24 protein-coding genes are annotated in these 26,896 nt (G+C 65.8%); 17 read left to right on the top strand and 7 right to left on the bottom strand.

Annotation, left to right across the window (positions count from 1 at the left end; all coding sequences use genetic code 11):
• Positions 1-60: 60 nt before the first annotated feature.
• Together AB4Y40_RS16545 and mprF are read right to left on the bottom strand one after the other, a co-directional pair.
• Positions 61-1,434 carry a virulence factor family protein gene (locus AB4Y40_RS16545; protein WP_368688628.1) on the bottom strand — a complete coding sequence of 458 codons (1,374 nt, stop codon included), beginning with the start codon at positions 1,432-1,434 and terminating at the stop codon, positions 61-63.
• Positions 1,431-4,040 carry a bifunctional lysylphosphatidylglycerol flippase/synthetase MprF gene (gene mprF / locus AB4Y40_RS16540; RefSeq protein WP_368688627.1) on the bottom strand — a complete coding sequence of 870 codons (2,610 nt, stop codon included), beginning with the start codon at positions 4,038-4,040 and terminating at the stop codon, positions 1,431-1,433. The genes AB4Y40_RS16545 and mprF overlap by 4 nt, the downstream gene beginning before the upstream one ends.
• Positions 4,041-4,665: 625 nt before the next feature.
• Here mprF and AB4Y40_RS16535 point away from each other — a divergent pair.
• Entirely contained in the window at positions 4,666-5,829 is a 1,164-nt protein-coding gene (locus tag AB4Y40_RS16535; protein ID WP_368688626.1) for a porin, read from the top strand.
• A gap of 117 nt (positions 5,830-5,946) precedes the next feature.
• Here the strand turns inward: AB4Y40_RS16535 and AB4Y40_RS16530 are convergent, their stop codons facing one another.
• On the bottom strand, positions 5,947-6,360 hold the full coding sequence (locus AB4Y40_RS16530; RefSeq protein ID WP_368688625.1) for a DUF2917 domain-containing protein: 414 nt from the start codon (positions 6,358-6,360) through the stop codon (positions 5,947-5,949).
• Positions 6,361-6,918: 558 nt separating this feature from the next.
• On the opposite strand from AB4Y40_RS16530, the gene AB4Y40_RS16525 reads away from it, so the two are divergent.
• From AB4Y40_RS16525 to AB4Y40_RS16505, 5 genes are all read left to right on the top strand, one after another.
• Positions 6,919-7,155 carry a hypothetical protein gene (locus AB4Y40_RS16525; protein ID WP_368688624.1) on the top strand — a complete coding sequence of 79 codons (237 nt, stop codon included), beginning with the start codon at positions 6,919-6,921 and terminating at the stop codon, positions 7,153-7,155.
• Positions 7,136-7,864 (top strand): GntR family transcriptional regulator, encoded by a 729-nt coding sequence (locus AB4Y40_RS16520; RefSeq protein WP_133185668.1) that lies wholly within the window; start codon positions 7,136-7,138, stop codon positions 7,862-7,864. Before AB4Y40_RS16525 ends, AB4Y40_RS16520 begins: the two co-directional genes overlap by 20 nt.
• A 463-nt stretch (positions 7,865-8,327) precedes the next feature.
• Positions 8,328-9,575, top strand: a complete 1,248-nt coding sequence (gene frc, locus AB4Y40_RS16515) for a formyl-CoA transferase (protein WP_368688623.1) — start codon at positions 8,328-8,330, stop codon at positions 9,573-9,575.
• Between the two features lie 15 nt (positions 9,576-9,590).
• Positions 9,591-10,403 carry a fumarylacetoacetate hydrolase family protein gene (locus tag AB4Y40_RS16510; protein ID WP_368688622.1) on the top strand — a complete coding sequence of 271 codons (813 nt, stop codon included), beginning with the start codon at positions 9,591-9,593 and terminating at the stop codon, positions 10,401-10,403.
• A 51-nt stretch (positions 10,404-10,454) separates the two neighbouring features.
• Entirely contained in the window at positions 10,455-11,429 is a 975-nt protein-coding gene (locus tag AB4Y40_RS16505; RefSeq protein ID WP_368688621.1) for a hypothetical protein, read from the top strand.
• 103 nt (positions 11,430-11,532) lie between these two features.
• On the opposite strand, the gene AB4Y40_RS16500 is transcribed toward AB4Y40_RS16505, so the two are convergent.
• Positions 11,533-12,477 (bottom strand): LysR family transcriptional regulator, encoded by a 945-nt coding sequence (locus AB4Y40_RS16500; protein ID WP_368688620.1) that lies wholly within the window; start codon positions 12,475-12,477, stop codon positions 11,533-11,535.
• A gap of 372 nt (positions 12,478-12,849) precedes the next feature.
• On the opposite strand from AB4Y40_RS16500, the gene oxlT reads away from it, so the two are divergent.
• Entirely contained in the window at positions 12,850-14,202 is a 1,353-nt protein-coding gene (oxlT, locus tag AB4Y40_RS16495; RefSeq protein WP_368688619.1) for an oxalate/formate MFS antiporter, read from the top strand.
• Positions 14,203-14,224: 22 nt separating this feature from the next.
• Positions 14,225-15,361 carry a LysR family transcriptional regulator gene (locus AB4Y40_RS16490; protein WP_368688726.1) on the top strand — a complete coding sequence of 379 codons (1,137 nt, stop codon included), beginning with the start codon at positions 14,225-14,227 and terminating at the stop codon, positions 15,359-15,361.
• A 124-nt stretch (positions 15,362-15,485) separates the two neighbouring features.
• Here AB4Y40_RS16490 and AB4Y40_RS16485 read toward each other — a convergent pair whose 3' ends face one another.
• The 3 genes from AB4Y40_RS16485 to gltS all read right to left on the bottom strand — a co-directional run bounded on the left by AB4Y40_RS16485 (position 15,486) and on the right by gltS (position 18,577).
• A complete protein-coding gene (locus tag AB4Y40_RS16485) occupies positions 15,486-16,463 on the bottom strand; it encodes a 2-dehydropantoate 2-reductase (RefSeq protein ID WP_368688618.1) in 978 nt (325 codons plus the stop codon).
• A 192-nt stretch (positions 16,464-16,655) separates the two neighbouring features.
• Positions 16,656-17,276 (bottom strand): LysE family translocator, encoded by a 621-nt coding sequence (locus AB4Y40_RS16480; protein ID WP_368688617.1) that lies wholly within the window; start codon positions 17,274-17,276, stop codon positions 16,656-16,658.
• Positions 17,277-17,362: 86 nt separating this feature from the next.
• Complete coding sequence (gene gltS / locus AB4Y40_RS16475) at positions 17,363-18,577, bottom strand: sodium/glutamate symporter (RefSeq protein ID WP_368688616.1); 1,215 nt, start codon at positions 18,575-18,577, stop codon at positions 17,363-17,365.
• 252 nt (positions 18,578-18,829) lie between these two features.
• Between gltS and AB4Y40_RS16470 the strand changes: the two genes are divergently transcribed.
• The 9 genes from AB4Y40_RS16470 to AB4Y40_RS16430 all read left to right on the top strand — a co-directional run bounded on the left by AB4Y40_RS16470 (position 18,830) and on the right by AB4Y40_RS16430 (position 26,649).
• Positions 18,830-20,239: a DUF2252 domain-containing protein gene (locus AB4Y40_RS16470; RefSeq protein ID WP_368688615.1), complete on the top strand. Its 1,410-nt coding sequence runs from the start codon at positions 18,830-18,832 to the stop codon at positions 20,237-20,239.
• Between the two features lie 112 nt (positions 20,240-20,351).
• Positions 20,352-21,281, top strand: a complete 930-nt coding sequence (locus tag AB4Y40_RS16465) for a LysR family transcriptional regulator (protein WP_368688725.1) — start codon at positions 20,352-20,354, stop codon at positions 21,279-21,281.
• A complete protein-coding gene (locus tag AB4Y40_RS16460; RefSeq protein WP_368688614.1) occupies positions 21,274-22,038 on the top strand; it encodes an SDR family oxidoreductase in 765 nt (254 codons plus the stop codon). Before AB4Y40_RS16465 ends, AB4Y40_RS16460 begins: the two co-directional genes overlap by 8 nt.
• A gap of 86 nt (positions 22,039-22,124) precedes the next feature.
• Complete coding sequence (locus tag AB4Y40_RS16455) at positions 22,125-22,385, top strand: oxidoreductase-like domain-containing protein (protein WP_368688613.1); 261 nt, start codon at positions 22,125-22,127, stop codon at positions 22,383-22,385.
• A gap of 20 nt (positions 22,386-22,405) precedes the next feature.
• Positions 22,406-23,272, top strand: a complete 867-nt coding sequence (locus tag AB4Y40_RS16450; protein WP_368688612.1) for an NAD-dependent protein deacetylase — start codon at positions 22,406-22,408, stop codon at positions 23,270-23,272.
• A 28-nt stretch (positions 23,273-23,300) separates the two neighbouring features.
• Entirely contained in the window at positions 23,301-23,918 is a 618-nt protein-coding gene (locus AB4Y40_RS16445) for a pyridoxamine 5'-phosphate oxidase family protein (RefSeq protein ID WP_368688611.1), read from the top strand.
• Positions 23,919-23,960: 42 nt separating this feature from the next.
• A complete protein-coding gene (locus AB4Y40_RS16440) occupies positions 23,961-24,581 on the top strand; it encodes a DUF938 domain-containing protein (RefSeq protein ID WP_368688610.1) in 621 nt (206 codons plus the stop codon).
• Positions 24,582-24,700: 119 nt separating this feature from the next.
• A complete protein-coding gene (gndA, locus tag AB4Y40_RS16435; RefSeq protein WP_324161278.1) occupies positions 24,701-26,113 on the top strand; it encodes an NADP-dependent phosphogluconate dehydrogenase in 1,413 nt (470 codons plus the stop codon).
• A 209-nt stretch (positions 26,114-26,322) separates the two neighbouring features.
• Positions 26,323-26,649, top strand: coding sequence for a DUF4148 domain-containing protein (locus tag AB4Y40_RS16430; RefSeq protein WP_368688609.1), 327 nt, complete (start codon positions 26,323-26,325; stop codon positions 26,647-26,649).
• The last annotated feature ends 247 nt before the right edge of the window (positions 26,650-26,896 follow it).

Raw genomic sequence — 26,896 nt, 5'->3', positions numbered from 1 at the left:
GCGTTATAGTCGACCAAAGTCCGTTCGCGTCAAGCGAACCTGGAAATGCGACGCGCTCCCTTACCCCCGCACCGCGATCTCCCTCTTCCACCCCGCAATGATCTTCCCGGCGAGCGCGTTGTAGTCGCCGTCGAAGTGGTGATCGCCGTTCGTTTTGACGACGTCGATGCCGGTATTCACGAGCGCCGGACACAGCGTGTCTTTCTCGCCCGCACCATACACGCATTGCACGATCGAAGGCGGCACCTTCGCGAGTTCCGGGCGCACCTGCAGTGCCTTGTCGCTGGCGGGCATGCCGAGCCAGCCCGTCACGCGGATCTGGAAGTCGGCGTCCGGCGCGAAGCCGAGCAGCGACATGTACGACACCTTCGCGCGCAACGCGTCGGGCAGACGGTTGTAGGCGAACGGCATCACGTCCGCGCCGAACGAGTAGCCCACCAGCGCGATGTGCTGCGCATGCCAGCGCGAGCCGTAAGTCTTCAGCACGCGGGCGAGATCGTGACTCGTTTGCTCGGGCGTCCTTTCGCTCCAGAAGTATCGCAGCGCGTCCCAGCCGATGACCGAAATCCCCTGCTTTTGCAGCGCTTCTGCAATCGTCTTGTCGAGATCGCGCCAGCCGCCGTCGCCCGAGATCACCACCGCGAGCATGTCGGTGGGGTGCGCCGCGGGCAGTTCGACGAGCGGCAGGTCCGACACGTCCTCTTCGCTTTCCGTCACGACGCGCAGGTGATTCGATGTGAGCGCAACTATCTTGTCGGCGTCGGCAACGCCGGGGGCGAAGGTGCGCGATGCACCAGGACCCGTTGCGCGCGCATCTTTCGTCGTCACGCCCTGCTCGAAGAAACCGGGCAGGCCATTGCCGCGCGAGAGCGTTGGATCGGCCGCGCAGGGCGCGAAGCGCGCGTCGAGCTTCGCGGCCGGATCGAGCGACACGGCGCCCGCCATCGTGTTCGCGGGCGCCTGCGAGAGCATGTGCTGTGCGATGAGCGCACCTTCGCCGCTGCCGATGGCGATCGGCGCGTAGTACTCGCTGGAGCCCAGCTGGCGTTCGAGCTGGTGGCTCAGCGCTTCGGCGTCACTGTAGAGCTTGTGGCAGGTCTCGTTCTTCACGGCGGTGAGGTTCTGCGCATAGCGCTCCGTATCCACGCCCACGACGAGCGCGCCATGCTGCGCGAGCGCGTCGGCGCGCGTCTGGTCGGCGGCGCTCCAGTGCTTGTCCGCCGAGAACAGCACGGTGAAGCCGCGCATCGCGCCAGCCTGTTTCGTCACCGCGACTTCGCCGTAACGGCCGCCGGAAACGTGCATCGTCGCGGCGGAGGCGGGCGTCGAGGCGGGCGTCGAAGCCGCGTTGGCGTGAACCGCGCAAAACGCGAGCGCAGCGGCGCCCGCTGCCGTGCCTGCGATGCGCGGCAGCCTGGGAATACGGAATGTCATGAGCGCCAGCCTCCTGCCAGCAGCGATAGATCGGCGAGGGTGATGAACACGCTGATCGAGCCCGAGGCGGCCAGATAGCGTGGTTCCCAGCGCGGCGCGAACTTGTTCTTGAAGCCGCGCAGCCCCCGGAAGTTATAGAAACGGCCGCCGAAGCGCCAGATGAAGCCCGCGAGCCGGTGCCACGACGACGCGAGCGGTGAGGGGCCCATGCCCGAGAGCGGCGCCATGCCGAGCGAGAGCGACTGGTAGCCGGCGGCCTTCAGATGCAGCGCGAGCTGCGTGAACAGATACTCCATCGCATAGGGCGAGGCACCCGGCAGATGGCGCATGACGCCCACCGTCGCGTCGGTGTTCAGATCGGTCGTCATGAAGGTGACGAAGGCGAGCGGCTCGCCGTTCTGGCGAATGAGCAGCACGGACTGCGCGGCGAGATAGTCGTCGTCGAACGCGGCCACCGAGAAGCTCTTCTCGCGCGCTTCGCGGTCCTGCAGCCAGGCGTCGGAGATCGCGCGCAGCACCGGCAGGCTCGCGCCCATCTGCGTGGGCTCGATATGCTCGATCGAAAAACCGTCGCGTTCGCCGCGCTTGAGCGCGTAGCGCAGATGCGCGCGCTGCGGACCCCTGAGATCGAATTCCTGCAGCATCACGCGCGCTTCCTCGCCGAGCTTCATCAGCGTGAGGCCGGCGTCGAGATAGAGCGGCAGCGCGTCGGCGCGTACCTGATAGAACGCCGCGCGGCCGTTGTGAGCATGGGCGAGCGTGACGAATTCGCGGATCAGCGCGGGCCACTCTTCGCGTGGGCCGACCGGATCGTGCAGCGCCGCCCATGTGCGGCCGCGCTTCGCGTACATGAGGAATGCCTTGCGCGAGGCGGAGAAGAGGAAGCTCTTGTCGCCCATCAGCGCGAGTCCCGCGTCGCTGCGCTCCTGCGCGCGCACGATACGCGCGGCCTCTTCGAGGTCTTCGCTCGGGGGCATCACGAAGCGGCCGGCGGCGGGGCGCAGCAGTTGCCACAGCGCGAGCGCGGCGGCGAACACGCCGGCGCCGAGCGTGGCGCGCAGCGCGCGCGGGGCGCGGCTGTGGAAGGCGAATTGCCACCAGAGGCTTTGCGAGTACTGTACGTCGCGGAACGCGAACAGCAGCACCCACACGGCGAGCGCGATCACGCAGCCGACCGAGGCGAGCCAGGCCGGCGTGAAGCGTTCGGAGAACATCGACGAGTGGCGATTGAAGCGCTTGCGCGTGCCGAGGAGCAGCACGATCAGCACGCCCAGCACGCCCGCTTCGACGAAGGCAAGGCCCTTGGCGAGCGAGAGCGCGAGGTTGGCCACGGCGATCACGAGCGCGAGCCACCAGGCGGCGTCCAGACGCCGCAGCAGACCGCGCGCGACGAACAGGAGCAACACGCCGAAGAGGCTGCCCATCAGTTGCGAGCTTTCGAGCACCCAGAGCGGCACGATGGTTTGCAGCAACGCGATGCGCTTGGAGAACGCGGGCGTGGCGCCCGAGATCACGAGCATGCTGCCGGTCACGAACGTCACGATGGCGAGGAAGAGCGGCGCGAGTTGCGAGACGCCGTCGGCGCCGCGCTTCGCAAAGCGGGCGCTGAGCGGGGTCTTGAGCGCGCGCCCCTCGAATACGGCGAGCACCGCGGCGGCGAGCGCGAGCGGCGCGCCGAAGTAGATCGCGCGATAGGCGAGCAATGCGGCAAGCACCTTCGACGTGGGGACGCTCGGCCCGAGCGCGTAGACCATTGCGGCTTCGAACACGCCGATGCCGCCGGGCGTGTGGCCGATCAGGCCGAGCAGCATGGCGGCGCAATACACAGTGAGGAAGTCAGTGAAGCCGAGGAGCGCATGCGGCATGACCGACCAGAGCGCGAGCCCGGCGCCAACCACGTCGAGCGCGGCCAGCAGCAGTTGCGCGACGAGGTCGCGCCGCGCCGGCACCGCAAAGCGCAGCCAGGCGCGGCCGAACGGCTCGATCTCGCGCGCGCTTGCGGGGCAAAGGATGACCATCACCGCGCCGCAGCCGAGCACCACGCCGCCAATCAGGCGCAGCTCGTCGGGCGAGAGGTGCAGCAGACCGGAGAGCGTGCCGGCGGCGCCCACCATGCCGAGCGCGGTCATGAGCACGAGGGCGAGGGCGAGCGTGACGCTCGTGAACACCGTCATGCGGCCGATCTGCGCGGCGGTGACGCCCGCGCCGCCATACACGCGGCAGCGCACGGCGCCGCCCGTGAGCGCGCCGAAGCCGGTGACGTTGCCGAGCGCCGAGCCGGCGATCGCGCCGGCCCACAGCGCGCCGCGCGAGACGCGCGCGCCGAGGTACCGCAGGCCCACGGCGTCGCGGCCGACCAGTGCGACGAAGCTCACGGCCGTGGCGGCGAGCGCGCCGACCCATTGTGCCGGCGTGAGCGTCCAGAGCTGGCGGATCACCGAGTGGTAGTCGACCGTGCGCGAGAGGTGCTGGAACACGACCAGCAGCAGCGCGCAGATGCCGAGCGCGAACACCGGCGCGACGAAGCGCTGCAGGTGCAGGGCACCGGCACGGCGGCGCAGCGCCCCGAGGGCGCGCGCCGCGCGCGAAGAATGCGATTGAGACATGGATCGGTCTGGTGGCTCTCTGCGATGTCGCCGTATCGACTGTTACAGCTTCCCCGGCGGTGACATCGTGTTTATTCGCGTTTTGCGCTTACGTTCTTTCGAGGCCGGTTCTCGCGCACCTCGCGCGCGAACCGGAAATTCGAGCCGAATCGTAATCGTTCGGAAAGGACTAGTTAAGCTCAGCAAACGCATAGGACTACCCGCCGGTTGACGCCCCGGTGCAAGAAACCGCTATTGGGTGCGGATCAATTCGGCGCGATGGCGCGCCGTAACTAGTGGATTTAATTAGGGAATAATCTTTTCGTGATTGATGTTTGCAGAACCTGATTAACAGATGGATTGAACGGCAAGGTAATCGTTAAGTTGTGAGTAATGGGCGGGCGTTTGTCGCATACTGAAACACGCGCCGATCAGGCCGGTTCGCCGCAAGCCTTGCGTGGCCGGCGTTGCAGGCGGGCGCTTCGTGATTGTTTCGCAGCCGGAGATAATGTTTGGGCTGTTAGTCAGGCGCTTCCTGAAATCGCTGTCACTAATTCGAGACAGCTTGTTTATTCCTTTTACAATGCGCGACGGGCGAGTTAGTCTGCTTTGGTCAAGAGTTGTTTTACTGCGCCGGGAGAATGACGTGAAAAGACTAGCCTTGACTTCCCTTTCGCTGGCCGCGCTCGGGGTTGCCGGCACGGCTCAGGCACAGACCAGTGTGACGCTGTACGGCACGATCGACACGTCGATCACCTACGTCAATCACGCCGACGGCAGCAAAAACCTCTGGACGCTCGGCAACAGCAGCTTCGGCAATCTCTCCGGCTCGCGATGGGGTTTGAAGGGCGCCGAAGATCTCGGCGGCGGCCTCAAGGCGATCTTCCAGCTGGAAAGCGGCTTCAACCCGTCCACCGGCGCGCTCGCGCAGGGTGGCAGGCTGTTCGGCCGACAGGCATACGTGGGCTTGACAGCCGAGCAGTACGGGTCGCTCACGCTCGGGCGGCAGTATGACCCGCTCATCGACCTCGTGCAGGGCATCACGGCGGACAACTATTTCGGCTCCGTGTTCGCCACGCCCGGCGACGTCGACAACTACGACAACAGCTTCCGCGTGAACAACGCCGTCAAGTACACCACGCCCGTTTGGAGCGGCCTCCAGGCTGCGGCGATGTACTCGTTTGGCGGCATTGCGGGCTCGACAGGCGCCGAACAGTCGTACTCGGCGGCGGTCAACTACACCAACGGTCCGCTCGCACTGGCGGGCGGCTACTTCTACGCGACCAACAGCCAGGCCGTGAACGGCATTCGCACCGGCGGCTGGACGAGCACTTCGGACGGCACCTTCGACGGCCCGATCAACTCCGGCTACGCTACGGCACACTCGCTCACCATCGCGCGTGCGGCGGCGCAGTATCAGCTCGGCCAGTTCACGCTCGGCCTCGGCTACAGCAACGCGCGCTACTCGCCGGACGGCAGCTCGGTGTTCCGCGAGACGCAAAAGTACAACACCGGCCAGGGCTTCGTGAACTATCAGCTGAACCCCGCGCTGCTGCTCGGCATTGGCTACAGCTACACGCACGCCAATGGCGATACGTCGGCGAATTACAACCAGGTGTCGCTCGGCGCCGATTACAGCCTCTCGAAGCGCACCGACCTCTATATGACGGCGGCCTGGCAGCATGCGAGCGGCGATACCGGCAACGGCACGGGCGGCTCAATGCCGGCCGAGGCTTCGGTCGGCTCGTATGGTTACTCGGGCACGTCGAACCAGACCATCGTGAACCTCGGGCTGCGGCACAAGTTCTGATCGCGTGCTTCGACTTATGACGACGCCGGATGCGCCAGTTGGGCGGCGCATCCGGCGTTTTGGCGTTTGCGGCTCTGGCTTAGCCTCAAAGCGCATCAAGCGCCAGGGCTTCGCACATCACGCCTCGCGCGAGCGCCGGAGCGTGAGCAGCGCAAGCCAGGCGGCGAGGCGCTCCATACCGCGCCGCACGCCCGCAAACGGCGGCTGCCAGGCGCTCGTGATGCTCACGCGCGCCGGCAAGGCGGCCTCGGTGCTGAGCCAGATGCGCTCGCCACGCTCGAGCCGAAGCGTCTCGCCCGGTTGCAGCCAGTGGTCGTAGGGCGAGCGGGCGCGCGTGACCCACACCTGGGCCACCTGAACCCGCAGTGTGGCCGACGCATTCACGCGCCAGGTGATCGTGCGCATGGGCGGCACGGCAAAGTGGACAGACTGGACGGGCAACGGATCGTCGAAACGGTCGGTTGCGTCCGCAACGGCATGCAGAGCGGGTTGTGAAGCGGTCAGTGAGGCTGCCTGAAAAGCGTCATCCATCGTTTTCTCCAGTTTTTGGAGCCGACGAACGGAGCGCTGTCACCCAGAAAAACAAAAAGCCCCGTCGATGCCGGCGGGGCTTGTGATTTGCGTGACGACAGACTGCTAGTACGCACACCATCCCCGTGGAATACCCGTATGGGTTTTCCACGGATGATTCATCGTGTTTGCGATGACGAGGTGGGTGAAGGAAGTGTGCATGGGTCGAGTGTGCGGGGTGCCTCGCAGCGCTGTCAACCTGAAATACTTAAATGGCATTGGCGGCCGTAGTTTGTGTTGTGTGCGAGTCTCGTGCGCGCCTTTGCACGACGCGATCGTGCCCTTCGATGGCATACCCCCTTGCGGGCAACACCGGTTTCTCACTAGGATTGGTTGTTTTTCATGGAGATCCGGTCGACCGCGCCCACAATGTGGGAGCGCACCCCTGATAAGCCCCCGCCGCATCGAAGTGTCGTGTGGAAACGACTGCATCTGATATATCACATACAGAATATTGATTTTTGTCGCGACGCAGCATATGATTGAGTTATTCGATTACTCAATCATGCGGAGCTTCAAATGGATTTCGTTTCTCTCGCACTGTTCAGTGCAGCGGTTGTGGGTCTGGGTGCAGCTGCTACGGTCATGATCGCCAGGTGGCTGCCGCAGTCTGCCATTGAGCAGGCCGCGCAGCATGGCCGGTACGCTGGTTTGGGCGAAGCGCCGCGCGCCAGGGCCGTTCGTCGTGCACAATTCGGTCCGCGAATCCGTCCGCAGGTCGGAAAAGAGGTAATCAATGTCGTCAGAACAAACTGAAGTTGTAGCAAGCCGGGAAGCGGCGCCGCTCAAGCTGGCGCTGCAGCCCATCAACGCCACACTGAGCCTGCGCGATCAGGCTTACGCCATGCTGCGCCAGGCCATTGCCGACGCCGACATCTACCAGTCGCGCGAGGAAATCCGGCTCGACGAGCGCGTGCTGAGCGAATCGCTCGGCGTGAGCCGCACGCCGGTGCGCGAGGCCATGACGCTGCTCGAGCAGGAAGGCTTCCTGCGCATGGTGCCGCGCCGCGGCATCTATATCGTGCGCAAGAGCAAGCGCGAGATCGTCGAGATGATCCAGATGTGGGCCGCGCTCGAAAGCATGGCCGCGCGCCTCGCCACGATCCACGCCACCGACGAGGAAATCGCGCGGCTGCGCCACATGTTCGACGACTTCCGCGACAGCACGCCTGCCGAACACATCGCCGAGTACTCGGACGCCAATATCGCGTTCCACCAGGCAATCGTCGAGCTTTCCCGCTCGCAGATCATCCTCGACACCATCAAGAACATCTTCGTGCACGTGCGCGCCATTCGCCGCATGACGATTTCGCAGAGCGACCGGGCTTCGCGCTCGATCGTCGATCATCTGCGCATTATCGAGGCGCTGGAGAAGCGCGACACCGAACTGGCGGAAAAGCTCGTGCGCCAGCATTCGCTCGATCTCGCGGTCTATGTCGAGAAGAACTGCGATTTCCTTGACTGAGACGGACACCTAGCGCCGCGAATTCAGGGCAAAACGGGAGACCTTCGGGTCTCCCGTTTTGCGTTTACGTCCCTTCACGCCCATTCAGCACGCGTCGGCTGAACGACCTCCGACAGCCGACTTTATGCGCATCAACCCTTGGCATCCCTGACCAACTCCTGTTGCCAGACAGCATCCTTCACACGGAATCTGGCATATCAGATGCAGCAAATGCTCGGGGTTTTCCCTCTTGTGCGCCGCATCAACACCGTCGAAGTTGCGCCAAGACCATGCTGGATAAGGCTTCGACGCGATTCTAATGGCATTCCCGATGGGCAATTCCCCTCTTGCTTCGTTCTGATATATCACATACCGTATTGTTTAAGGACGCAGATGACGCGCCATCGCGCGAAACGCCTCTGCCCACGCAACCCCACCGATTTTCGAAAACTCGCCCGGCCACGATTAGATAAGGAGACATGACATGGGCAAGGCATTGAACGGCGTGCGCATCCTCGATTTCACGCACGTGCAGTCGGGACCCACCTGCACGCAACTGCTCGCCTGGTTCGGCGCGGACGTGATCAAGGTAGAGCGCGCAGGCGCCGGCGACATCACGCGGGAGCAGCTGCGCGACCTGCCGGACGCGGACAGCCTCTACTTCACGATGCTCAACGGCAACAAGCGTTCGCTCACGCTCGACACGAAGAACCCGCAAGGCAAGCGTGTGCTGGAACGGCTCATACGCGACTGCGACGTGCTGGTCGAAAACTTCGCGCCGGGCGCGCTCGAGCGCATGGGCTTCAGCTGGGAGCATATACAGACGCTGAACCCGCGCATGATCGTCGCCTCGGTGAAGGGCTTCGGCCCCGGCCCCTACGAGAACTGCAAGGTCTACGAGAACGTCGCGCAGTGCGTGGGCGGCGCAGCGTCGACGACGGGTTTCGACGATGGCCCGCCGGTCGTCTCGGGCGCGCAGATCGGTGACAGCGGCACGGGTCTGCATCTCGCGCTCGGCATCGTCACGGCGCTCTATCAGCGCACGCACACGGGGCGCGGCCAGAAGGTGCTCGCGGCCATGCAGGACGGCGTGCTCAACCTGTGCCGCGTGAAGCTGCGCGACCAGCAGCGGCTCGAGCGCACCGGCGTCATGAAGGAGTACCCGCAGTATCCCAACGACGGCTTCGGCGAGGCCGTGCCGCGCGCCGGCAATGCGTCGGGCGGCGGCCAGCCGGGCTGGATTCTCAAGTGCAAGGGTTGGGAGACCGATCCGAACGCCTATATCTATTTCATCGCGCAGGCGCCCGTGTGGGACCGCATCTGCAAGCTGATCGGGCGCGAGGAGTGGATCGACGATCCCGACTACGCCACGCCGAATGCGCGCCTGCCGCGCCTGAAGGCGATCTTCGACGAGATCGAGCACTGGACCATGCATCGCACGAAGTTCGACGCGATGGCCGTGCTCAACCGCTACGACATTCCGTGCGGTCCGATTCTCTCGATGAAGGAGATCGCCAGCGACGAATCGCTGCGCGCGAGCGGCACGATCGTCGAGGTGGATCACCCGGTGCGCGGCAAGTACCTCACGGTGGGCAACCCGATCAAGCTCTCGGACAGCCCGACCGAAGTCACGCGCTCGCCGATGCTGGGCGAACACACCGACGAAGTGCTCGCCGAATTCGGCTACACGAAGGACGAGATCCACTCGCTGCGCGCTTCTGGCGCCGTTTGAAACCCAGGAGGAAACATGGAAACGTGGATGCGTTTGATGGCGAGCGACGGCAGCATCGTGTTCGGCCGCGTCGAGAACGGTTACTTGCACGAATACGAAGGACTCGATCAGCCGGTGCCCACTGGGGCGGTGCTGTCGCTGCGCGCGCTCACACCGCTCGCGCCCTGTGCGCCCGGCAAGGTCGTCGCGCTCTGGAACAATTTTCACGCACTCGCCGCGAAACTCGAAAAACCGGTGCCCTCGCACCCGCTTTTTCTCATCAAGCCGGCGGCTTCGGTGATCGGCTCTTCGGAATTGATTCGGCGTCCTGCTCACTATGCGGGAAAAATCGTCTTCGAAGGCGAACTCGGCATCGTGATCGGCAAGCGCTGCCGCGACGCGAGCGTCGAAGAGGCCGAGTCGGCGATCTTCGGCTATACGATCGTCAACGACGTCACGGCCGCGGGCCTCATCACCGAGAATCCGCACTTCCCGCAATGGTGCCGCGCCAAAGGTTTCGATACGTTCTGTTGTCTGGGCCCGGCGATCGTTTCCGGGTTCGACTGGCAACGTGCGCGCGTCGTCACGAAACTCGATGGCGTGGAGCGGCAGAATTATCCGCTCGACGACATGGTGTTTTCGCCGGCGCAGCAGGTGAGCCTCATTTCACAGGACCTGACGCTCGAACCCGGCGACGTGATTGCGTGCGGCACCTCACTCGGCGTAGGCTCGATCGTTGATGGCGCAACGGTCGAAGTCATCATCGAAGGGATCGGTACGTTGAGCAATGCGCTGGGCGCCGCGCCGGCGCCAATCGAGTCGCTCGCTGCCGTCGAGGGCGCGGCTTGACGCTCTAAAACCAAAGACGCGCGCAGCAGCGATGACGCGCGAGGAGGAGAGATGCCGGAGCAACTGGCTGGCGACCTGGCGTGGCTGGGCGCCGGCGCGCTGTTCGCATGGCTCGGCTGTGCATTTGCACAACTGACGGCGCTCGCGCCGGTGCGTGCGTGGCCTTTGTCGCGTTCTCGCGCCGCGCTGCGCTGCGCCAGGCGCGCTGGTGCGCCGCACAAACATCGGCTCGCCTTCGCCATTTCGTTCGCATTGCTGCTGACCGTGCCCCCTGGCGTGATCGCCGCGGGCTGGATGCATGCGCCCGACGCGACGGTTGCAGTCGAAGCCGGCGTGCTGGGCGGTTTGTGCCTGGCTGGCCGGCGCGACCTCACGCGGCGCGCGCGGACGGCGGCGCTGCTGGGCGGGGTAGCGGGCGCGAGTGTCTTGATCGGCGCGTTCGCTGGCTACGTGCTGCAGCCCGAGCGTAGTGCTGGCGAACGTGTGGCACTGTTCGTTGCGGCGGCAACCGGCGCGCTGCTGACCGGCGGCGCGCTGAGTCTCTTCAGCCGTGGCGCGCAAGCGAGCGGCGCGGCGCGCAGGCGCGTGCCGTTCGGCCGCGGCGACCGCGTCATGCATGTCATCGCGCTGCTGCTAGGCGCGGCGCTCGGCTATGGATTCCTGAGCGCGCGTGAATCGCCCGATTTCGAAATCTCCGTGCTGGTCGCGGCGAGCGTGCTGTGCGCGGCGCTGGGCGCGCGGTTCATGAACGGCGGCCGGCGGGCGCGGCTCGCACGCACGGGCGCCGTCGAGGCGTCACCGCCGCGCGAGCCCTTCAGCGCGACATTCAACGCAAGTTTTGCGGGTGTGCCGGACGAACTGCTGGTCGCGGCCTGCGGCGGCGGCGCGTTCGAACCCGCCTGGCTGGCCGCGAGCGACCCGCCACAGGGCGGCGCGGGGCGCGCCGGTCATCACGCGTCGCAGGACTTGCCACGGCGGCGGCGCAGCCGGGGCGGCCCACTGCGTCAGCGGCAAGGGCCGCACTGACGTCGCAACGACCATCCTGCGGGACCAGGGGAAAACAACAGAACGCGCACTGCGACGCGAACGATTAGTCATGCATGATGGTTCGTGTAAAAACCATCAAACCTTACTTATGCAAACTCGATTCTGACACTTTTGTAATGTTCTCGATGAGCGCCGCGCCTTCCTCCATGAGGAAGCGCTTGAACGCGAGCGCGACGGGCGGCAGGCGCTTGTTTTTCCGATGCACGACGTACCAGTTGAGCATGACCGGGAAGCCTTCGACGTCGAGCACGGTGAGGTGACCGACCTGCAATTCGAGGCTGATGGTATGCGCCGAAAGAAACGCGATGCCCATGCCCGCGATCACGGCCTGCTTGATCGTCTCGGTGCTCTGGATCTCCATAGCGATCTTCAGGTTCGTGATCTTCCCGGCGAAGCCTTCTTCCATCGAGTTCCATGTGTCCGAGCCGCGCTCGCGCACGATGAACGCCTCGTTGGCGAGGGTGCTGAGCTTGATGGCGCGCTTGTTGGCGAGCGGATGGGTGGGCGCCGCAACGATCACGTACGGGTGGGGCGCAAACGGCTCGTTGATGGCGTCGGTCGCGTGGGGCGGACGCACCATCACGGCGAGATCGGTCTGGTTGGTGGCGAGCTGCTGGAGCAGCTGCTCGCGGTTGTGCACGGAGAGGTTGAGCGCGACGCCCTTGTAGCGGCGCGTGAACTCGGCCAGCAGGCGCGGAAAGAAGTAATCGCCGGCGCTAATGACGGCGACGTTGAGCTTGCCGCCCGAGACGCCCTTCAGCTGGCTCATTGCCTCGTCCACTTCGTGGAACTGCTGCATGATCGCGCGGCTGTAGTGCAGCATCTCCGTGCCCGCGGGCGTGAGATAGATCTTCTTGCCGAGCTGCTCGAAGAGCGGCAGGCCTGCGTGGTCTTCGAGCTGCCGAACCTGCGTGGAAACGGCCGGCTGGGTGAGATGCAGCTCTTCCGCAGCACGCGAAAAACTGAGGTGGCGCGCCACGGTCTCGAAGACCTTGAGCTGGCGCAGCGTGGCGTTTCGCATCGTCATGGCCGAACCATAAAGGATACTGAATCCACATAATAACAAACTTTAATTGTGAGTAATTCAGCAATCACCCTAGCATAAGTTGAAAGGAGTCCGAATGCCGCGCAAAGCGCTCGAAGCTACGTTCGGGTTAACGCTCGGAACTACGATTTCATAAGGGACAACACGTAGAAAAGCCCTTGTTTCACGATGTTTTCAGGGGTCTGACGTAATGCCAGGGTGAATGAGGATTGACGGATTTTCATTCCGATTTTTGATTCACCCGGCGAATAAAAAACACAGCGTAGCGAAGTGAAAAGTTAAAACCATAAGCCTCAATTTATGCAGACCCGTAATCATGCAGGCTGCAATGAATAGATAGCGGAGACAAGCGATATGAATGCAATCGGTCAGAGGAGCGAGAGCGGTCCGTTCTGGACGAACCGCTGGTTTCAACTGGTGGTGGGCATGCTATGCATGGCGCTCGTTGCCAATCTGCAGTACGCATGGACGCTGTTCGTCGCACCGATGAACTCGCGCCACCATTGGGGCCAGGCGGAAATTCAACTGGCGTTCTCGATTTTCATTCTGACCGAGACCTGGCTCGTGCCGGTGGAAGGCTGGCTGGTCGACAAGTTCGGCCCGCGTCCGGTCGTGGCGGGCGGCGCGGTTTGCGCAGGCCTCGCCTGGGTGATCAACTCCTACGTCACGACGCTGCCGATGCTCTACGTGTCGGCCGTGATCGCGGGCATCGGCGCGGGCGGCGTGTACGGCACCTGCGTGGGTAACGCGCTCAAGTGGTTCCCGGACCGCCGCGGCCTCGCCGCGGGCCTCACGGCCGCGGGCTTCGGCGCCGGCGCCGCCGTGACGGTGATTCCGATTGCGAACATGATCACGCGCTCCGGCTACGAGCACACGTTCTTCTTCTTCGGCGTGCTCCAGGGCGTGTCGATTCTCGTGCTCTCGTTCCTGCTCGTGAAGCCCGTGACGCGCCCCGTCGCCGTGGCAGGCCGCCGTCTCGTCTCGCGCGTCGACTACACGCCGGGCCAGATGGTCAAGCAGCCGGTATTCTGGGTGATCTATGTCTGTTTCGTCGCGGTGGCCGCCGGCGGCCTGATGGCAACGGCGCAGATCGGCCCGATCGCCAAGGACTGGGGCCTCGCCCGCATTCCGATGACGGTGTTCGGCATGACGCTGCCGCTCCTCACGCTCACGCTGTCGATCGACAACATCTGCAACGGCTTTACGCGTCCGCTGTGCGGCTTCATCTCCGACAAGATCGGCCGTGAGAACGCGATGTTCCTGATCTTCGTGGGCGAAGGGCTCGCGCTGCTCGGCATGATGCAGTTCGGCACGAACCCGTATGCGTTCATGACCTTCGCCGCGCTCATCTTCCTGTTCTGGGGCGAGATCTTCTCGATCTTCCCGGCCATCTGCGCGGACACCTTCGGCAGCAAGTACGCCGCATCGAACGCCGGCACGCTGTACACCGCCAAGGGCACGGCAGCGCTGCTCGTGCCGGTGGCCTCGGTGCTGTCCGCTACGGGCGGCTGGAGCGCGGTGTTCATCGCGGCCGCGGTCATCACGATCGCGGCGGGCGTGAGCGCCAAGTTCTTCCTCGCACCGATGCGCAAGCGGCTGATCGAGCAGAGCAGCGAAGGCAGTGACGCGAGCAACGAGTCCAACGTCACGCTGGCCACGAATACGGGCGCGGGATTGCCGCACTGGTCCAACCAAAGCGGCGAATGAGGCGCGCGGGCCCGCCATGTCGATGAACGTATCGCTCCAGCAGCTCAAGGTATTCGTCGCGGTGGCGCGGGCGCGCAGCTTCACGCGCGCCGCGCGCGAGTTCGGGCTCACGCAGTCGGCGGTGAGCCGCTGCGTGCGCGAACTGGAAGAAGCGGTCGAGCTCAAGCTGTTCGACCGCACCACGCGCCAGGTCGAGCTCACGCTTGCGGGCAGCGGCTTCGAGCGGCGCATCGGCCGCTTGCTCGACGAGATCGAGATGGCGCTCAACGAAGGCCGCGACGCGCACCAGGCGCATAGCGGCGTCGTGCTCGTGGCCAGCAACCCGGTGCTTTCGTCGACCTGGGTGCCCGCCGCGCTCGCGCGCTGCGCAGCGGCTTTTCCTTCACTCACGCTGCAACTGCAGGACTTGCCGCAGGCGGCCGTGCTGCAGGCGGTCGAGCAGGGCGAGGCCGATTTCGGCGTGATCGCGGAAAGCGTGCCGTTCGCGAGCGGCAACCTCGACGTGCAGCCGCTTTCGGCCACGCCGCTTTGCGCGCTCTTGCCCGCCCACCATCCGCTCGCGCTACAGGGGGCGCTGCGATGGGACGATCTCGCGCGGGAACCGCTCGTCACGCTCAATCGCGACGCCGGTTGCCGCGGCGCGGTGATGCGTGCGCTGGACGGTCTGCGGCCTGAGGGGAGGCCGCTGCAGGAGTTCGCGCACGTGGCGGGCGTGGCGCGCATGGCGCAGCTCGGCATGGGCATCGGCGTGTTGCCGGTGTGCACGGATGGCGCGCGCGGGGGGCACGCGCAGCGTGCGGGCGACGTTGCGCACGCAACGTGTCACTGGCCCGTGCCCGCGGGGCCGCTCGTGACGCGCTTGCTGCATCCTGTGGTGAACGTGACGACGATGCTCGTGCGGCGTCGCCATCGTTCGCTGCGGCCTTGTGCTCAGGCGGCGTGGTCGCAGTTCATGCCGGACGGGCCAGTCGCGGACGGGGCAGTGGCGGTCGGTTCGGACGCACCGGCCCCATCGCCGGATAGCGAGGCGCTGCCGCAAACGTCCATCGACGGCTCGCCGATGCGTGGCTCGAACGGCACGCCGATGCGCGTCGCGTTGCGCGGCGCCGATACACCGCCGCCGCTCCAGGTGACCCGCACCCACGCCCGCATCGAATAGCGCGCGTTTCTTTCTTCTGCAAAGCAAAACGGATCGCTCGAAGCGATCCGTTTTTGTTTTTCCGGCACCGGAACCGGCACAGAAAAAAGGCGGCGCACGCGCCGCCCCTTCGCGATGACTGACGTTACGCCGGCTGCATCGCCATCCGCTCACGCTGCTTGACCAGCGCAAGGACGGTATCGATCGCCGGCGTCGGCTCGCCGACCAGCCTGCCCATTTCCTGCACGACGGTGATCAGCGGATCGATCTCCATCGGCCGGCCCGTTTCGAGGTCGACGAGCATCGAGGTCTTGTGTGCGCCCACCGCGCCCGCGCCGTCGATGCGACGCTCCACGTCCACGCGGAAGTTCACGCCGAACTGCTCGGCAATGCGCTTGCCTTCGAGCATCATGGTGCGCGCCACGGCGCGCGTGGCCGGGTCGCTGGTGATCACGTCGAGCGTGGCGTGCGTGAGAGCGCTGATCGGGTTGAAGCAGAGATTGCCCCACAGCTTGAGCCAGATTTCGTCGCGGATGTTCTCGCGGATCGGCGCCTCGAACCCGGCGGCCTGCATGGCTTCATGAAGCTGGACGATGCGCGGCGTGCGCTCGCCCGAAGGCTCGCCGATCGGAAACTTCTTGCCGTACACGTGGCGGATCACGCCAGGCGCGTCGATTTCGGCGGCCGGGTAGAGCACGCAGCCAATCGCGCGCTCGGGCGTGAGACGGTTCCATTGCGCGCCGTCCGGGTCGATGCTTTCGAGCCGCGTGCCCGCGAACTTGCCGCCGTGCTGGTAGAAGTACCAGTAGGGAATGCCGTTGGTGCCCGTGACGATGGCCGTGTGCTTGCCGAGGAGCGGCTGCATCGCGTCGATCACGCCCGCCACCGAATGCGCCTTGAGCGTAATGATGACGACGTCCTGCACGCCCAGTTCGCGCGGATCGGACGTGCAGCGCACCTTCGCCACGTACTCCTCGCCGTCCATCAGCAGGCGGGCGCCGTTCTCGCGCATCGCGGCCAGATGCGGGCCGCGGGCAACGAAGCTCACGTCGGCGCCGGCGCGTGCGAACTGCACGCCCATCATGCCTCCAATGGCGCCCGCTCCAAAGATGCAGATCTTCATGTTGAAACCCCAATGACGTTGAAAACCGCTTGTCCGCAGGGCGTTTCGCAAGCGTTGGGGAAAAGCTGCCCGCTCGCCGCGACCCCGGACGATGGTTTGAGCATAGGGGGTGCTGTCGATTAACGACAGTTAAAGTTTCTCGCGAAAATCATCAAGAGAAACTTATGGATGAAGGACGTGTGACCAGGCTGTTCAGGCGCGCCGCACGAGCAGAAAACTTACGCCGATCAGGCCGAGAAATGCGCCGCAGGTACGATTGAACCAGCGGCGCACGGTGGTGCGGGTGAGCCAGCGGCCGAGGTACATGCCGGCGAGCGAGTACAGCGCGATGGCCACGCATTCGAGCACGAGAAAGCTCGCGCCGAGCACGCCGAACTGCGGCGCGATGGGCCTCGCGACATCGACGAATTGCGGCAGGAAGGCCGTGAAAACCAGAATCGCCTTGGGGTTGCCCGCCGCCACGAGGCACTCGCGCCACGCGAGGCGCGCGAGCGAGGCGTCGCTATCCATGCTCTCGCCGATGGGGTTGGCGTCGCTGCGCCAGAGCTGCACGGCGAGCCACACGAGGTAAGCGGCGCCCGCGAGCTTGATGACGAAGAAGACCGCCTCGGAAGCGCGCAGCACCACGGCCAGACCCGCGGCCGCGAGCGCGATCATGGCGGCGAACGAAACGAGCCGGCCCGTACCGCCAACGAACGCGCGCAGGAAGCCGTGCCGCGCGGCCACGTTGATCGAGAGGAGATTGTTCGGCCCCGGTGCCATGTTCAGTGCGAAGCAGGCGGGCAGAAAGAACAGCCAGGCGGTGAGGGACATGATGACGCTCGAAAAACGTTAGCGCCGTGCGCGGCGCGCGGGGAATTGCGCCATTCTAGCGCGCACCGCGCGAACCGCCTGGCCGCTCAATGGAAAACCGGCAGCATGAGAAAGAGCTTGATGGTGATGGCGTTGGCAATGTCGATGAAGAACGCGGCCACCATCGGCACCACGAGAAACGCCAGATGGGAATGGCCGAAGCGCGCCGTGACCGCCTGCATGTTTGCAATCGCCGTCGGCGTAGCACCGAGGCCGAAGCCGCAGTGGCCCGCCGAAAGCACGACGGCGTCGTAGTTCGCGCCCATCACGCGGAACGTCACGAAGATCGCGTAGACCACCATGAGCAGTGTCTGCGCGACGAGGATCGTAAACACCGGCAGCGCGAGCGCGGCGAGGTCCCACAGGCGCAGCGTCATGAGCGCCATGGCGAGAAAGAGCGCGAGGCTCACGTTGCCGATCAGCGCGACGGCGTGCTCGGCCACCGGCCGCCCGATGAGCGAGAGCCCATTGGCGAGCAGCACGCCGACGAACAGCACGCACACGAAGGTGGGCAGTTCGAACGCGGTGCCCGCGATCAGCCCGGAGAGCGCTTCGCCCACGGCGAGGCTGATGGCGATGAGCGTGAGCGTGTTGATGAACGCGCCCGGCGTGGTGGGCTGCTCGGCTTTCGGCTCCTCGAATGCGTAGGGATCGGGTGTCGCCGCGCCGCTGGCGCCGGACGCGGCGTCGCCGCCCTGAGCGTCGATGCGCTTCATGAGGTGCTGCGCGACGGGCCCGCCGAGAATGCCGCCCATGATCAGCCCGAAGGTGGCGCACGCAATGGCCGCTTCGGTCGCGGACTGCAGCCCGTGATGCTCGGTGAACACCGCGCCCCATGCGGCGCCCGTGCCATGCCCGCCCGCGAGCGAGACCGACCCGCCCAGCAGCCCGAACAGCGGATCGACACCGAACGCCATGGCGAGCGAGATGCCCAGCACGTTTTGCAGCACGAGCAGGGCGACCACGACGGCAAGAAAGCGCACGAGTACCGGGCCGCCGTGTTTCAGGTTGGCGAGGTTCGCATTGAGGCCGATGGTGGCGAAGAACGCCTGCATGAGCGGCGCCTGCAGCGAGGTGTCGAAGACCACGTCCATGTGCGCGAAGCTGTGCAGTCCGAACACGATCAGCGCGGCGACGATGCCGCCTGCCACGGGTTCCGGTATCGTCCATTTGCGCAGGACCGGCACGGCGGCGACGAGCCACTGGCCGACCAGCAACACGAGCGATGCGACGACGAGCGTTCCGTAGACTTTGACGTTCATGGCGAGTGTCCGGCGGGGCGAAGAGGGGGCCAGGCTGGCGGCGCATCTTTCGCGCACGGTACATCAGGCGCCTGCGCGTTGCGCGCATGGTGCGCAGCGCGGCGCCGGCCACGTTGCTTGCACGAAACGGGGCCCCACGCTTAAATTGGCAGACATTCACAGGTGCAAAGCCGCCGCCCATGCAGGACGAATACCCTCGCATTTCCCCGTTCGCCACGATGGCGCGAGACCGTACAAGAACCGGAGAAGGTCATGAATGGGAGCACCGTTGCTGATCGCGAGGCAGCCGGGCGTGCCGCGCGCGAGCGCTCGAAGCGTTCGAGCCACAAGGAAACCGGCACCATCAAGCGCGATCCGCTCGCATTGCTGCGCTCGAGCAGCGAAGGCCGCGTGCCGAACCTCGTGCAGTTGCGCTACGGGCGCATGATCGTTTCGCCCTTCACGTTCTTTCGCGGCAGCGCGATCCTCCAGGCGCACGACCTCGCGGGTGTGCCCAACACCGGCATGGCGATGGAGATTTGCGGCGACGCGCATCTGCTGAACTTCGGCGCCTTCGCCACGCCCGAGCGCCAGCTCGTGTTCGATCTCAACGACTTCGACGAGGTCGCGCCCGGGCCGTGGGAGTGGGACGTGAAGCGCCTCGTGGCGAGCTTCGTCGTGGCGGCGCGGCACATGCGCTACTCGCGCGGCGCGGCCGAGGAACTGGTGATGACGGCCGTCACCAGCTATCGCGACCGCCTGCGCCAGTACGCGGAGTACGGCGCGCTCGATCTCTGGTACGACAAAATCACCTTCGACCGCATGGTCGAAACCGCGCTCACGCCCGAAGGCCGCCGCCTGATCCGGCGCGGCATGGAGAAGGCCGCCAATCGCACGCACGAGAACCTGCTCGAAAAGCTCGCGGAGCGCGATGGCGACCACTGGACGATTCACGACGCCCCGCCCGCGCTCTTTCACGTGCACGGCGTCAACACGCTGTTCGAACCCGAAGACGACTGGTTCACGCTCGGTGACTGGCGCACGCTGATCGAGCCCATGTACGAGGATTACGCGAAGACGCTCGCGCCCGACCGGCGCGAACTGCTCGATCACTTCGCGATTCAGGACCTGGTGTTCAAGGTGGTGGGCGTGGGCAGCGTGGGCACGCGCTGCCTCGTGATGCTGCTCGTCGATCATCACGAGAAGCCGCTTTTCCTGCAAGTGAAAGAGGCGCGTCGCTCGGTCGTTTCGCAGTACTTCAAGTCGCCTTCGATCAAGCACGAAGGCGCGCGCGTCGTGCACGGCCAGCGGCTGCTGCAGGCCGCGAGCGATATCTTCCTTGGCTGGACCACGGGGCCCAACGGGCGTCATTTCTACGTGCGCCAGTTGCGCGACATGAAGCTTTCGGTCGATCTCCAGCTGCTCGACAGCACGCTGCTCTGCGGCTATGCGCGTTTGTGCGGCTGGGCGCTTGCACGCGCGCATGCGAAGTCGGGCAGCGCCGCCATTGAAATCTCTTCGTACATCGGCCGCAGCGACCAGTTCGCTGAGGCGCTCACGGGCTACGCGTTCAGCTATGCCGACCAGGTCGAGCGCGATTACGACGTGTTCCTCAAGGCCGCGCGCAGCGGCGCGATCGTCGCGCGCAGCGACGACGACATGGCCGCCGATTTCCGCGTTTGAGCAGAGCCTGAATCGAACCGGCAGGCGAAGCGCGCAGCCGAACGCGCTATCCTTGCGCTTTTCTTTCATCGCGCCGCGCATGAGCCTCGTACGCATGCCCGGCATGCGCCCCATGCGTCTACGTCATATCGAAGTCTTTCACGCGATCATGCGCACCGGCTCGCTCTCCAAGGCGGCCGAGTTGCTGTGCGTTTCGCAGCCCGCGGTCAGCAAGGTGCTCGCGCATTCGGAGCGCAGCGCGGGCCTCAAGCTCTTCAGCCGCGCGCACGGCCGCCTGCAGCCCACGCGCGAGGCCGAGTTGCTGTTCGCCGAAACGCAGAAGCTGCAATCGAACCTCGACAGCATTCGCGATCTCGCGCGCAATCTCGCGCTGCGTCCGCAAGGGCTGTTGCGCATCGGCTGCCTGCCGAGCCTCGGCATGAGCCTGATACCGGCCGCCGTGCAGATGTTTCGCGCGGGCTATCCCGAGGTGTCGCTCAGGATCCAGACGCGCCACACGGCGGAACTGCTCAACGCGCTGCTCACGCGCGAACTCGATCTGGGCGTCGCGCTCAATCCGCCCGCGCGGCCGGGCATCGCCGCGGTCGAACTGGCGCGCACGGCCGTGGTCTGCGTCGGGCCGCCCGACGACCCGACGCCGGAACACGCGCCGCTCGCGTTGCGCGATCTCGTCGACGGCGACTGGATCAGCATCGGCAACGTCGATCCGCTCGGCGAGGCGATCGGCAACCTGCTCGAAGCCGAAGGCGTGGACGACCGGCTCGCGGCCGTCGAGGCGCAGACGTGGCACGTCGCGCGCGCACTCGCGGCGCGCGGCATCGGCCGCGTGCTGCTCGACGAACTCAGCGCGCGCGGGGCGGGCGAGCCGGTGGCGATCCGGCGCGTCGAGCCGGCGCTCACGGTCGGCGTGTTCGCGATGTGGCGCGAAGGCGGCATGGACTCGCAGGCAGGCAACGCGTTCGTGGAAGTGCTGCGTGGCTGCCTCGCCGCTGCCTGCACGGCGTGGAAGGCTCAACCGAAACCAGGAGGCAACGATGAGTGATACGGAACCACGCAAGATCGCATTGGTGACGGGCGCGGGCAGCGGCATTGGCCGCGCGTGCGCGCAAAGGCTGCTGGCCAACGGCTTTGCCGTCGTGTTGGCGGGCCGGCGGCCCGCGCCGCTCGAAGCGCTCGCGAGCGAGGCCCGCTTGCGCGGCGAAGAGGCGCTGGCGGCGCCTTGCGACGTGACCGACGCGGCGGCCGTCGAGGCGCTCTTCGAGACGATCCGCACGCGCTACGGACGGCTCGATCTGCTCTTCAACAACGCGGGCCGCAACGCGCCGGCCGTGGACATCGACGAGCTTTCGGTGGACGACTGGCGCGCCGTGGTCGATACGAACCTCACCGGCGTGTTCCTGTGCACGCGCGCGGCGTTCGGGCTCATGAAGCGGCAGACGCCGCGAGGCGGGCGCATCATCAACAACGGCTCGATTTCGGCGCACGCGCCGCGGCCGTTCAGCGCCGCCTACACGACGACCAAGCACGCCATCACGGGCCTCACGAAAACCGTTTCGCTCGATGGCCGGCGCTACGACATCGCGTGCGGGCAGATCGACATCGGCAACGCGGCGACCGAGATGGCCGAACGCATGGCCCGCGGCGTGCCGCAGGCGAACGGCGAGATCGCCGTCGAGCCGCTGATGGACGTCGAACTCGTGGCCGACGCGCTGCTGCACATGGCGCAGCTGCCGCTCGAAGCGAACGTGCAGTTCATGACCATCATGGCGACGAAGATGCCGTTCGTGGGGCGCGGCTGAGTGCGCAGGCCGGGCGGGCGCTGCCGCACGCCCGGCCGCCACGTCCCGTATACTGGCCGCTGAACCACTACGACGCCCGAGCGCCCATGTCTTTGCCCCCGCGTCCGGACGACGATCCCCGTCCCCAGCCGCCCGAATGCCCCGATAACGGCGACTGCTGCCATAGCGGCTGCGACCCCTGCATCTTCGATCTGTACGACGAGGAGTACGGCCGGTACCGCGCCGCGCTGGCCGCGTGGGAAGCGCGCGAAGCCGAACGGCAGGCGCAGGCGAAAGCCCCGCGCAAGCGAGCCGCAAAACCGGCTTCGCCAGCGGCCGCGCCGTCGGGCGGCAAGCCCTCGCGCTGAACTGCCTACTGCCTGCCGCCATGACCGAATCCATCCTCGTTGCCAACGCTCCCGTCCTCGATGCCGCCGCCCTCGACGCGCTGCAGGCGTTCGTCGAGTGTCATCCACGCCTGTTCGTGCTGACCGGCGCGGGCATCAGCACGGATTCGGGCATTCCGGGCTACCGCGACGAGAACGGCGCCTGGAAGCGCTTGCCGCCCATCACGCTGCAGGAATTCCTCGGCTCCGAAAGCATGCGGCGCCGCTACTGGGCGCGCAGCTTGATCGGCTGGCCCACGGTGGGGCTCGCGCAGCCCAACGGCGCGCACCGCGCGCTCGCGCGCCTCGGTGCGGCGGGCTACGCGCGCACGCTCGTCACGCAGAACGTGGACGGCCTGCATCAGCGCGCGGGCAGCCGCGACGTGATCGAGCTGCACGGCAGCATCGCGCACGTGCATTGCCTCGACTGCGGCGCGCAGTATTCGCGCGCCTCGATCCAGCCGGAACTCGAGGCGCGCAACCCGGCCATTGCGGGCGCGAGCGCGGAACCCGCCGCCGACGGCGACGCCCATCTCGACTTCGACGGCGCCAATGCCTTCCACGTGCCCGCGTGCGCGGCGTGCGGCGGCATGCTCAAGCCTTCGGTGGTGTTCTTCGGCGAGAACGTGCCGCGCGAGCGCGTCGCGAGCGCCTCGAACGCGCTCGACGAGGCCGACGCCGTGCTCGTGGTCGGCTCCTCGCTCATGGTCTACTCGGGCTACCGCTTCTGCGCGTGGGCGCAGCAGCGCGGCAAACCCGTGGCCGCGATCAACATGGGCAAGACGCGTGCCGACCCGCTCCTCGCCCTCAAGCTCGAAGCTCCCTGCGCGGCCGTGCTCGACGCGCTGGGTGCGCGCCTCGCCTCCTGACACTTCACGACCCCACGGAACCGACGACATGCTGACCACGCTAGCCGACCTCGAAGCGCACTACGGCACGCCGCACGAACGCGCGTTGCGCAAGGAAATCGATCACGTCAACGCGGATTACCGGCGCTTCATCGAGAGTTCGCCGTTCGTCGTGCTCGCCACGGGCGGTCCGGAAGGTCTCGACTGCTCACCGCGCGGCGATGCACCCGGCTTCGTGCGCATTCTCGACGAGCACACGCTCGCGTTGCCCGACCGGCCCGGCAACAATCGCGTGGACAGCCTGCGCAACGTGATCGCCTCGTCGCAGGTGGGGCTGCTGTTCATGGTGCCGGGCGTAGGCGAGATGCTGCGCGTGAACGGGCGTGGCCGCGTGAGCACCGACGCCGCGCTCGTCGCGAGCTTCGCCGTGGATGGCAAGCCGCCGCGCTCGGTGCTCGTGGTCGACGTGGAAAGCGTGTACTTCCATTGCTCCAAGGCCATCGTGCGCTCGAAGCTGTGGGACCCGTCGCGCCACGTCGAACGCTCGCACCTGCCGGGCGCGGGCGAAATGCTGCGCCGCGTGAACGAGGAGCAATATGGCGAGACGTTCGACGCCGAGACTTACGAAGCCGGGCTCGCCGAGCGCATCAAGAACTCGCTGTACTGAGTGAACAACCGACCGAACGCCGACCGAACGCCGAAAGACAGCATGACGATGAACGACCCGCAAGCCGCCCAACGCCTGTCCGCGCCCGCCGCCGAGCGCAACGCCGCGCCGATCCTGGAGGTGCTGCGCGGCGCGCTGCCCGCGCGGGGCACCGTGCTCGAAATCGCGAGCGGCACCGGCCAGCATGCCGTCCACTTCGCGGCCGCGTTTCCCGGCCTCGCCTGGCAGCCGAGCGACGCCGACGCGCGCGCCCGCGCCTCGATCGACGCCTGGCGCGAGCACTCGGGTCTCGCCAACCTGCGCGCGCCGCTCGATCTCGACGTGTGCCGCGAGCCCTGGCCGATCGACGCGGTGGACGCCATGGTCTGCATCAACATGATTCACATCGCGCCGTGGGCAGCGGCGCAGGCGCTCATGCAAGGCGCGGGCGCGCGCGTTGCTACGGGTGGAGCGCTCGTGCTCTACGGGCCGTACCGGCGCGCAGGCGCGCACACGGCGCCGAGCAACGAGGCCTTCGACGCCGACTTGCGCGCGCGCGACCCGTCCTGGGGCGTGCGCGACATGGAGGACGTGGAGTCGCTGGCCCAGGCGCAAGGCTTCGAGTGCGAAGCGCGCGTGCCGATGCCCGCGAACAATTTCAGCCTGGTGTTCCGAAAACGCTAAGCAGTCGGCAAACGTCCGGCGCGCATGCGCGCGTTCGCGCAGCGCCGCTACGTTTCCCTTATGCTTGCACGGTTGGCGCCCCGTTGCGGCGCCGTCAATGAATGAAGTGGAGAAACAACATGAGCAAACAGCCAATCGGCGTTGTAGGTCTGGCCGTGATGGGTAGCAATCTGGCGCTCAACATCGAAAGCCGCGGCCACGCGGTCTCGGTGTTCAATCGCAGCCGCGCCCGAACCGACGAGCTGATCGCCGAGTATCCGGATCGCAAGCTCGTGCCGGCGTACACGCTCGAAGAGTTCGTGGATTCGCTGGAAAAGCCGCGCCGCATTCTGATGATGGTGAAGGCCGGCGCGCCCACCGACGACACCATCGCCGCGCTCAAGCCGCTGCTGGAGAAGGGCGACATCCTGATCGACGGTGGCAACACGCACTTCACCGATACCATCCGCCGCAACCAGGAACTCGCGAAGTCGGGCCTGCACTTCATCGGCACGGGCGTGTCGGGCGGCGAGGAAGGCGCGCTCAAGGGGCCGTCGATCATGCCGGGCGGCCAGCGCGATGCTTACGATCTGGTTGCACCGATCCTCACTGAAATCGCCGCGAAGGCGCCGACGGACGGCGAGCCGTGCGTGGCCTACATGGGCCCGGACGGCGCGGGCCATTTCGTGAAGATGGTGCACAACGGCATCGAATACGGCGACATGCAGCTGATCGCCGAAAGCTACGCGGTGCTCAAGCAGGTGCTCGGCCTCTCGAACGAGGAACTGGGCAAGGTCTACACCGAGTGGAACGAAGGCGAGCTCGACAGCTATCTGATCGAGATCACTTCGAAGATCTTCGGCAAGAAGGACGAGGAAACGGGCAAGGATCTCGTCGACGTGATCCTCGACCGCGCCGCACAAAAGGGCACCGGCAAGTGGACGAGCCAAAATGCGCTGGATCTCGGCGCGCCGCTGCCGCTCATCACCGAAGCCGTGTTCGCGCGCGTGCTGTCGTCGCTCAAGACGCAGCGCGTGGCCGCGAGCAAGGTGCTTGTGGGCCCCGACGCGAAACCGTTCTCGGGCGACCGCAAGGCGTTCATCGAGTCGGTGCGCCGCGCGCTGTACTTCTCGAAGGTGATTTCGTACGCGCAAGGCTTCTCGCAACTGCGCATGGCTTCCGACGAGTACAAGTGGGACCTGCAATACGGCACGATCGCCAAGATCTTCCGCGCGGGCTGCATCATCCGCGCGCGCTTCCTGCAGAAGATCACGGACGCCTACGCGAAGGACCCGCAGCTCGACAACCTGCTGCTCGATCCCTATTTCCGTGACATCGCGGCCAACTATCAGTCGGCGCTGCGCGATGTCGTGATCCAGGCGGTGAGCGCGGGCGTGCCGGTGCCGGCGTTCTCGTCGGCCATCGCGTACTTCGACGGCTACCGCTCGGAGCGCGTGCCCGCCAACCTCGTGCAGGCGCAGCGCGATTTCTTCGGCGCGCACACGTTCGAGCGCATCGACAAGCCGGGCAGCTTCCACGCCGACTGGTCGTAAGGTCGCAAGACAGAAGGCCGCACTGTCGTTGCGGTCTTTGTTGGAATCGTAAGGTGAGTCCGCAGGGCTCACCTTTTTTTATTACCGAAATCGCAATGGTGTTTTGACGAATTAGGGTTTTCCCTAGCGTGATCGGACGCCTACACTGTAATCAATCGCTGACGAACACGGTGTTCCGAAGCGGAAATAAAACAGATGGAGGTCCGATCATGAACAAGCTTATCCCCGCAGTTGTCGTTGCCGCCGCTCTTGCCATCCCGGCAATCTCGTTCGCCCAGTCGAGCGAACAGGGCCTGACCCGCGCTCAAGTGCGCGCGGAACTGGTTCAACTCGAGCACGCTGGCTACAACCCGTCGGCTGACCATGTGAACTACCCGGAAAACTTGCAGGCCGCGCAAGCGCGCGTGAGCCAGGAAAAGCTGGCCGCCGGCGATACCAGCGGTTACGGCGCACCGGCAGTCGGCACGTCGCAGTCGGGTGCCGCGGTGCAACCGGCGCAAGTCGCACCGAACCAGCGCATTTACTTCGGCCACTAAGCCCTGACCGAACGGAACCGCTCCAGGCGGTTCCGGCAAGCTACCCCCTGTAGTGAGTTGTCGCTGTACGTAGTCAGTTGTTGCAGCAGAAGTGAGCAGTGAGTTGCAGTTGCAGTTGCAATACGCAGTGAGTGGTTGCAGTAGAAGGTGCAGTTCGCAGTGTGCAGTTGCAATACGCAGTACGCAGTACGCAGTAGGTGAGTTGTTGCAGTCAGGAAGTTGCAGTACGCAGAGAGCAGAAGGTAGT

Origin of the sequence: Paraburkholderia sp. EG287B, assembly GCF_040965595.1 — a bacterium.
GTDB lineage: Bacteria > Pseudomonadota > Gammaproteobacteria > Burkholderiales > Burkholderiaceae > Paraburkholderia.
This window is presented reverse-complemented; position numbering and strand designations above follow the sequence as displayed.